General features: G+C 44.3%; 9 protein-coding genes. 8 read left to right on the top strand and 1 reads right to left on the bottom strand.

Annotation, left to right across the window (positions count from 1 at the left end; translation table 11 throughout):
• The 6 genes from L696_RS28935 to L696_RS0123230 form a co-directional block, all read left to right on the top strand.
• On the top strand, positions 1 to 334 hold a 334-nt coding region (locus L696_RS28935; RefSeq protein WP_162472203.1), incomplete at its 5' end, for a spore germination protein.
• Positions 335 to 374: 40 nt separating this feature from the next.
• Positions 375 to 1,577, top strand: coding sequence for a Ger(x)C family spore germination protein (locus tag L696_RS0123210; RefSeq protein WP_025685780.1), 1,203 nt, complete (start codon positions 375 to 377; stop codon positions 1,575 to 1,577).
• Between the two features lie 23 nt (positions 1,578 to 1,600).
• Positions 1,601 to 1,852, top strand: a complete 252-nt coding sequence (locus tag L696_RS0123215; protein ID WP_025685781.1) for a hypothetical protein — start codon at positions 1,601 to 1,603, stop codon at positions 1,850 to 1,852.
• A 15-nt stretch (positions 1,853 to 1,867) separates the two neighbouring features.
• Complete coding sequence (locus L696_RS0123220; protein ID WP_025685782.1) at positions 1,868 to 3,019, top strand: GerAB/ArcD/ProY family transporter; 1,152 nt, start codon at positions 1,868 to 1,870, stop codon at positions 3,017 to 3,019.
• A complete protein-coding gene (locus tag L696_RS0123225; RefSeq protein WP_342447954.1) occupies positions 3,009 to 4,130 on the top strand; it encodes a GerAB/ArcD/ProY family transporter in 1,122 nt (373 codons plus the stop codon). The genes L696_RS0123220 and L696_RS0123225 overlap by 11 nt, the downstream gene beginning before the upstream one ends.
• Positions 4,131 to 4,387: 257 nt before the next feature.
• Complete coding sequence (locus L696_RS0123230; protein ID WP_025685784.1) at positions 4,388 to 4,789, top strand: hypothetical protein; 402 nt, start codon at positions 4,388 to 4,390, stop codon at positions 4,787 to 4,789.
• A 69-nt stretch (positions 4,790 to 4,858) separates the two neighbouring features.
• On the opposite strand, the gene pyk is transcribed toward L696_RS0123230, so the two are convergent.
• Positions 4,859 to 6,274: a pyruvate kinase gene (gene pyk / locus L696_RS0123235; protein ID WP_025685785.1), complete on the bottom strand. Its 1,416-nt coding sequence runs from the start codon at positions 6,272 to 6,274 to the stop codon at positions 4,859 to 4,861.
• 177 nt (positions 6,275 to 6,451) lie between these two features.
• On the opposite strand from pyk, the gene L696_RS0123240 reads away from it, so the two are divergent.
• Together L696_RS0123240 and L696_RS0123245 are read left to right on the top strand one after the other, a co-directional pair.
• Positions 6,452 to 7,240, top strand: a complete 789-nt coding sequence (locus L696_RS0123240) for a helix-turn-helix domain-containing protein (RefSeq protein WP_025685786.1) — start codon at positions 6,452 to 6,454, stop codon at positions 7,238 to 7,240.
• 1,302 nt (positions 7,241 to 8,542) lie between these two features.
• The coding region (locus L696_RS0123245; protein WP_025685787.1) for an ATP-binding protein at positions 8,543 to 9,305 on the top strand (763 nt) is incomplete at its 3' end.

Below are 9,305 nucleotides of genomic sequence, written 5' to 3' on the forward strand. Positions count from 1 at the left end.
TGTCGTATCCATTACAGCGATTTCCAGCTTCGTTCTGCCTGCCTATAATATGTCCATCGCTTTTCGTATGCTACGCTTTCCCTTGATGGGGCTTGCCGCTTCATTTGGACTATTCGGGATTATCGTCGGCGGCATTGCCCTCATCCTGCATATGTGCAGCCTTCGTTCGTTTGGCGTTCCCTATATGTCTCCTTTTGCCCCTCTAATACCGTCGGACACCAAGGATGCCATCTTTCGGCTTCCTCACTGGATGATGATTACACGTCCCCGGCTAATTAACCAGAAGAATGTGAATCGCCGAAACAGCACCCCGCCTCGGAAACCACGGGAATAAAGTGGAGAAGACAGGAACAGACGGAAAGGAGTAGACAATCATGAAACGGAAGACGGCATTTCTATTCCTGATGCTTACACTTGTCTTGCTTCTGACGGGCTGTTGGAACCGCAAGGAGCTGAATGAGCTTGCTATCGCTGTCGGTATGGGGATCGATAAGCATGGAGATCAATTCCGTGTCTCCGTCCAGGTTGTGGACCCCGGAGAAGCAGCCAAAAAAGGAGCAAGCGGCGGGGCTCCAGCCACGTTGTACACAACGGAAGCTGATACCGTGTTTGAAGCCATCCGGAAAATAACGACGCTTAGTCCCCGAAAAGTGTATTTTGCTCACCTGCGCATATGCGTAATCGGTGAGTCGATAGCGACCGAAGGGATGGCAAAAGCTCTGGATTTACTCTCCAGGGATCATGAGTTCCGCACCGATTTTTATATTGTGGTGTCAAAGGACGCCCGTGCGGAGGACACATTGAAAATTATGACGCCCCTGGAATCGATTCCGGCGAATGACCTTTTCGCCTCCCTGGAATCATCGGAGAAAAATTGGTCGCCCAGTATGACGGTAACCCTGGATGAATTGATTGCAGCTCTCACGAGCGAAGGAATGCAGCCTATCTTGACAGGACTTCGGGTTGTTGGCAATCCAGAAATGGGAGAATCGAACCAAAATATCCAAAAGATCGACCCGCCTGCCCGTTTACAGTATTCGGGACTTGCAGTGTTCAGAAAAGACAAGTTGGTCGGATGGTTAAACGAAACGGAAAGCAGGGGCTACAACTTCATTCTTGGCAAAGTGCAAAGCTCTGTCGGCTTTGTGACCTGCCCCGAAGGCGGAAAAGTCGTCACGGAGATCATTCGAACCCAAACTGCCATAAAAGGAAGCGTGCATAGGGGAGAGCCCCGGATCAATATTAAAATGCATGTTGAAGCCAACGTGGGAGAAGTTGAGTGTCAGGCCCTGGATTTAACCAAAGTGAGCACGATTTATGAGCTGGAGAAGAAATTGGAGGAAAGGCTCGAAGAGATTATGAAATCAGCCGTCAGAAAAGCTCAAAAATCGTACAAATCTGACATTTTCGGATTCGGCGAAGCCATTCACCGCGCTGATCCGAAGACCTGGAATTCACTGAAAAAGAATTGGGATGATGAGCATTTTGCAGAATTGCCTGTAGATATCAAGGTCGATTTCAAGATTCGGCGCTTGGGCACGATTGGCAGCTCATTCCTGAATGAGATTAAAGAGTAACCTACCAAAGAAGGTGCTAAAAAATGCTGCCTAAAATAGTGAACGTTCTGGGCATATTGCTGGTTGCTGCTGCAATATGCATGTTTGAGGTCCCGTACATGTGGAAAAAGGGGTTGAAAAAAGAGCTTTGGCTGTTTTCCATCCTGCTCCTTCTTGGGGTCGGAATCAGCAGCGTCAGGGCATTAAGTGGGTTTATTCCTACTCCTCTGGATTGGATCACAGCCGTGTATAGACCATTCACCGATTTCCTAACCCATATCGGTCTAATAAAATAAGACGAGGTGAAATTGGTGCCCGGACAGATTAAAATCTCAGCACGTCAACTTATGATCTTGACGACTTTATATACGGTTGGGAGCGCAATTCTCATCATCCCATCAGGCATGGCGCTGGTAGCCAAACAGGATGCGTGGATTGCCGCGTTTGTCGGGGTCGGGGCCGGGCTTCTCATCTTGTATTTGTACATCAAGCTTGCGGCGCTGTATCCACAGATGACCCTGATTGGAATAATGGAAGCCCTGCTCGGAAAGTGGCTAGGTAAAACCGTTGGTCTTCTGTTTTTCGCCACATTTTTCATCAATGCTCCTGTTACCGTTTTGTTTTACCTGGGGAATTTTATGACCACTCAAATGATCCCGGAAACACCAATACAAGCGGTAAACATCCTTTTTGCGCTTATTATATTGTTGGCTGTCCGGCTGGGACTGGAAGTGCTGGCTCGTTCAGCCGAACTGATGTTTCCGTTATTTATCCTGCTTTACATTTCTTTTACAGGTTTGGTGGTGTCCAATATTAAATTGGAAAACGTTCAACCTGTACTGGAAGCGGGAATGGGGCCTATTGGATCTGCTGCCCTGTCCTTTGTCAGCACAGCGTTTCTTCCTCATCTCGTTCTGCTCATGATCTTCCCGACTTCTGTCAATCGTTTCGATCAAGCCCGTAAAGCCATTTTCACAGGAGGCCTGATTGGGGGAGTGATGTTGGTCGTGGTCGTTACATTGGCTATTTTGGTATTAGGTCCTGATCTAACAGCAAGAAATATGTATCCAAGCTATGCGTTAGCCAAAAAAATTAGCATCGGCAATTTTCTACAGCGCATCGAAGCGATCATGGCTACCATGTGGTTTATTTCGCTCTTTTTCAGGATCACGTTGTATATGCACTCCACTGTGACAGCAATAGCCCAAATCTTTTGCTTGAAAAACGACCGACAGTTAGTGCTTCCTCTCGGCATTCTTTTAGTCGTCATGTCAATCATCGTATATCCCAATGTGCCTTATCAACAAGCCTATGATACAAAGACGTGGATTCCTTATACATTATCGTTCGGGTTGTTTTTTCCCTTACTGCTGCTCAGTATACATGCCCTGAAAAGGTTGGAGACAAACAAAAATAACATGCCGAATGGTAAACGTGAAGATAGAGGTGAAGATGATGCCTAAGCAAGTCAAAATCTCCGGACGTCAATTTATGATCTTAACGACTTTATTTACGGTCGGCAGCGCAATCTTGGTCATTCCCTCAGGCATGGCCTTCGTGGCCAAACAGGATGCGTGGATCGCCACGCTCGTGGGGGTGGGAGCTGGTTTTTTCCTTGTATGGATTTACAATACGCTAGCGATCCTTTATCCACAGATGACATTGGCTGAGATCATTGAAACCCTTCTCGGAAAATGGTTGGGCAAAACCATTTCTCTTCTGTTTATCTTTACTCTTTTCTTGAGTGGTCCTGCCTCAGTGTTGTATGATGTAGGAAATTTCCTTACCACCCAAATCATGCCGGAAACGCCGACTCAATCCGTGAATATTCTTTTTGCGGTCATTGTAATCATGGGGGTACGGCTTGGAATTGAAACGTTCGCCCGTTCTGCCGAACTATTGTTCCCCTTATTTATCCTCCTTTATATTTCTGGGGCTATTTTAATTGCGCCTGAGATCAAACTGGAAAATGTCCAGCCCGTGTTTGAGGCAGGGATAGGACCAATCTGGCCTGCTGCGCTATCCTTTATTAGTATTTTATTTCTACCCCATATCGTTTTGTTAATGATTTTTCCGACTGTGAATCGTACCGATAAAGCCCGTAAAGCTTTTTTCAACGGAAGCATGCTTGGCGGAATGATGATATTCGTGGTCGTTGCATTCTCGATTTTGATTTTAGGACCTGATTTAACGGCAAGAAGTATATTTCCAAGCTATTCGTTAGCCAAAAAAATCAGCATCGGCAATTTTCTACAGCGCATCGAAGCGATCATGGCCATCATATGGTTTATTTCGCTCTATTTTAGGATCACTATATATTTATATGCAATTGTGGTGGGCTTAGCTCAAATCTTCAATTTGAAAGATTATCGGCCTCTAATTTTACCTCTCGGGATGATCTTGGTCGTCATGTCGGTCGTCATATATCCGAATGTCCCTTACCAACATACGTGGGATGGGACGGTATGGATATCTTATACGTTATCTATAGGGCTTCTTTTGCCTTTGCTGCTGCTCTGTATTCACGGGATACAAAAACTCTGGTCAAAGAAAAAAACAGGGGCCAAAGGATAGATCACATCCATCGTACGATCCATCCTACGAGCATCGGTGAAATTTTTTTGCTGTTACCTGTTTACAATGTGCTCTTTTAGTTTATTTTAAACGAGTATTAAGCTGGCGCTAAGATTGGGCGTGTATGATGTATTTAAGAATCTGGTAACTACATAAAAACCGGATGTGCTAAAGGCATAAATATTACTCCCGTTGGATATCCATATACCGTTCCACCCTGTCAGAATTTTAAAGAAACAAAAGGAGACTTTACACTTATGAATCGAAAACGAATCTTGGTCATCTGCACCTTGTTGCTGGCGTTGTCTATTGGGCAGTCCTCTACATGGGGGGGAAGTCGGGCCAATGCTTCTGCACTGGCTCCAGAGAGAGCCCTTCAGCAACAGGATCGTGAGGCTTCCAAGGATGATGAGTTGCTGGAAACACTAGGTGTATCCTCGGATGAGCAATTGTATGATGCATTATATAACGGTCAAACCTTGGCAGATATTGCACAATATAATGAACGGGATGCTCAAGCTGTCGTTGATTTGCAGGTGGCTCAGTTGACGGAGCAGTTAGATCAACGGCTGGCCAACAAGAGTATTACGCCTGAACAGTACCAAGCCCATAAAGCAGAGTTGACGCAGGTCGTTGCCAAGAGTGTGTTTGGACTGTAAAAATAAGTCCATGTAAAAAGGCGCTGAGCCCGTTGGGGATCAGCGCCTTTCTGCTGTCTGTATCTACGCTTACACTTGATGTACTCGAATCAGGTTGGTGGCACCGGCCTCGGCGACAGGAACGCCTGCCGACACGACAACGGTGTCTCCTTTTTGAATATACCCTGCATTCAGGGCGTTGCGGATGGAGGATTCGAACATTTCATCCGTCGTCACTACCTTATCGCCTTTGACCGGGAATACCCCGGATAACAGACAAATTTTAGCGAACACCGTATTGTTCGGGGTAACTGCAATAATTGGAGCCTTCGGACGATATTTGGACACCATACGGGCCGTGAAGCCGCTGGCCGTAGACGTAATAATCGCTTTGGCATCCAGCTCCAGGGACGAACTAACCGCACCTTGACTGATGACCTCGGTAATGTTCGTGCTTTGGCGTGCTCTGCGCTTGTCGAACTGCTCCTGATAATCAAATTGAGATTCAGCTCTGGCAGCTACGGCGGCCATCGTCCGCACGGACTCGACAGGGTATTTACCCGCAGCGGATTCGCCCGATAGCATAACCACATCGGCTCCTTGCATCACGGCGTTAAATACGTCACTGACTTCAGCTCTCGTCGGACGCGGGTTTACCTGCATAGATTCCAGCATGTGTGTAGCCACGATCACCGGCTTGCCGACCAGATTACACTTGTCGATCATTTCCTTTTGCATCACAGGTACGTCCTGAATCGGAACTTCGACGCCCAGATCACCACGGGCTACCATAATACCGTCCGAAGCCTTGATAATGTCATCGAGGTTTTCCATACCTTCGGCATTTTCAATTTTAGAATAAATTTGTACATGCTCGGCGTTATGTCCCTTCAAAATCTCACGAATCTCACGAATATCATCGCCTTTACGCACAAAAGAAGCCGCAATAAGCTCAATACGCTGCTCCACCCCGAATTGGATGTGCTTCACATCGCGCTCTGTTACGCCCGGAAGGGTCGTATGAATCCCTGGCAGGTTCACACCTTTTCTCGGTTTCAAAATACCGCCGCTTACAATGGTACAAATCATTTCGGTTCCCTCAATAGAGGTTACAGTCAGATCGACCAAGCCATCATCAATGAGAATACGGTCGCCAGCTTTGATATCCTTCGGCATATCCGGGTAGTTGACCGAAATACGATGCTCGTCCCCCAAAATTTCTTCCGTGGTCAAAATGAGCGGGCTACCTGGCTTCAGCAGACAGGATGCTTCTTTCAGCTTGCCAATCCGTATTTCCGGTCCCTTGATATCCATCATAACAGGAATAAAGGTGTTCAGTTCCTTCGCAGCCTGCCGCACATTTTCAATACGTTTTACGTGATCTTCCAGCTCCCCGTGAGCCATGTTCAAGCGGGCTACTGTCATACCGGCCTGGATCATTTCTTTTAACAAATGAATGGAGTCGCAGGCAGGTCCCATAGTACAAATAATTTTCGTTTTAAGCATAGTAATTTCATCCTCCTGAATGTCTTTACTGTTTGGTTTCTATTCCACTTTCACTTCTCTATCTATTAAACTTCTATGGTTCTATTTTACCTGTACCCATGCGTCAAAACTATGAACTATAGTATGATGAATGTACTACAGTACAATACATTTTTAAGACATCGGAGAGTGAGCCTCGTGATTACAATGACGGACATGCGACAGGACCATGGCATAGACTGGTACGAAAAGGCTGGACCGAATAACAGCGACGATGACTTACTGTTCATTTTGGTTACCTTTGGGAAATGTGTATATTGGGTGAACGGTTGCAAGTTTATTCTCGGCAAGGGAGAAGCACTGATCCTACCCGGACATTTGCCTTACTACGGCAAGAGCATTCCTACGCTTTTTCATACCAAGTATGTGATACATTGCCGCAAAACATGTACGAACCACGCACTCCCCCTACTGAATACAGAACAGCCGTTGCAGATCAAGCTCGGATGCTACGATATGCTGCATGAACGGATCAAGTCTGTGTACTACCAATGGACTGAGCGCCCAAGCTACTATGCAATGATGGCTGACTGCTTGCTGACCGAAGCGATGATTTATATCAATCAGGAACGGGACAAGGGTACCGTTTCTTGCGATAAAGAGAAGCATGTAGAGCATATGAAGCAGTATATTCAGAATCATTATCGGGAAAAGGTGACGAAAGAGGAGCTTGGCGACGCCATCCGTAAAACGCCCAACTACGCAGCCACACTGCTACGCGAGGTAACACGCCAAACGATCAGCGAGCATGTACATACGCAGCGCATTAAAACCGCCATCTACATGTTGACTGAGTCCCGGCTGACGATTCGTGAAATTTCAGAGTATGTGGGGTATAGTGATGTTTCCTATTTTCATCGGATATTCAAACGTCTTACAGGCTGCTCCCCATCCGAGTTTCTGGATGAACGTTCTTCGATTGTCTAGGCGTTTCTTGTACAGTGGAAAGAGAAGGCGGAAAAGGTTGCGAAACTCCGTATTTAAATGTATGTTGGATTCAACTGGATAAACAACAAATACCTCATTTTATAAAGTGCGAATGTGAAGCTCACATAAAAACCCCGGTTCCTTCGCACCTCGAAATTTGTCGAAAAAAAACGGTATCCCAATCTACCAATACGGAGGGGGATACCGTTTTTTTAGTTTAATGCTTTGTTTTCTACTTTAATTTTTCCTTTTCTTTACTCCGGTGTTCTATAATTTCCCCCGCGATAATACCGTTCAAGCTTTCGCTTGGAGGAGCTGGCTTTTTTCTCTTCAATGTTATCCAGCAGCTTCTGATCTTGAATCAGTTTTATTCGTTCCGCTATTGGGAACTAATGGGGGAGGAGTAACATAGAGAGGGCCCGATGTGGCTTAAATAATTACTGCATTTCGCTGTCGCACTCCACGTGAGTGTGTGGATTGAAATCCAAACAAGCAACCATTCAAAGGGACTGACAAAGCGCCAAGCTCTCTGTGAGCGCGTGAATTTGACGCAACAGCTCACAGAAGTAAACAAGGGAACCCCCTTATCCAACGAGGATGAAATTCCTAGAGACGATACTCCGAAAGCTTCTCAAAATTTCAAGAAGTCTTTAGATTATAAGAATAAGATGGAACACCAATGGGGCTAATGCCGTAGTCCATATGGACAGTGCTGATGTCTCCGTCCTCTTTGTAACTTACACTATCGTACACACCGTGACCGTTGAGCTGATAATATTGCAACTGCCCGCTTACCTTGTCTTGTCTGGCCCACAGTTGACCGGACAAGTCATACACGTAAGCGTAAGTGATCTTGGCTGTCGAATAACGTTATTGTTGTTTTCCTTATTTAAAAGCCTTTCGATAACGAAAGTAAATTAGAAACAGTGGATGTATTTATATCAGTAGAAAATTCTGAATACCTTATATTTAATGAAAGAATTGAAGCGGAAATAAGGGACTTTATCTTGTCATATTAGAAGAAGGATAAGCTTATCTCTAAAGGAATTGGTTAGTGTAATTGAGAGATCCAGTGAAATTTTAATACCTGACGAGAAATTTTAGATAATCAAGAAACATTTTGATTGGCTACAAAACAATCATTGATTCCATACAGGTGGATTGAGAGGTGGATGAAGTTAAACCCTAAGCCGACTAATCGTAGTCCTGCACTGAAAATAACAGGATACTATCTATATATACAAAAGGGAAATATTGGAGTACAATAAAGCATATAGATGTGATAGGAGTCGATCGAAAGTTATGAAAAAAATTCAGATTTCTTCTAAAGGGATAAAGAAGTCACTTAAAAAATATACATACTTGCAATCGATATCTGAATATATTTGGAACGGTTTTGATGCAAAAGCAACTACAATTGAACTTCAAACATTTCAAAACTCGTTAGGTTCTATTGACGAGATTCAAATTATTGATAATGGGTATGGAATAAAGATCCAAGAACTAGAGGGGAAATTCACGCCCTTCTTTGAGTCTGATAAATCAATTGATCCTAATTTCCGATTAAGAAATATGATATCCGCTACTCATGGAAAAAATGGTATTGGACGTTTGACGTTTCATCGTTTTTGTTCTGAAGCCGAGTGGATAACAGTATATGAAGATGAATCAGTAAAAAGAAAATACTCAATACATATAAGAGAAAACAGTCTTGATACATACAATGTCACGGATCCTGATATAGTGGAAGAAAATATTGGTACGTGCGTTATTCTCAAAGGAATTTACGAATCAAGTATAGATATAAACGAGATAAAAAAGTTTCTTTGTCGTGAGTTTGGGTGGTATTTAGAATTATACTCAGGACAGCAATATAGGATTAAAATAAACGGAGAAATCCTAGATTACAATGGCATTATTGGTGAAATTGAATTTAATGAATTTGATTTTCCTCAGAAGGATAGCTCCTTTTCTATAAAATATGTACGATGGAATGAAAGGCTGAATCATGAATACTCTAAATATTATTTGGCTCTTCGCTCTATTGGATGGGTAACGCCGTATA

It is taken from the genome of Paenibacillus maysiensis (assembly GCF_000520815.1).
In the GTDB taxonomy this organism is placed as follows: Bacteria; Bacillota; Bacilli; order Paenibacillales; family Paenibacillaceae; genus Paenibacillus; species Paenibacillus maysiensis.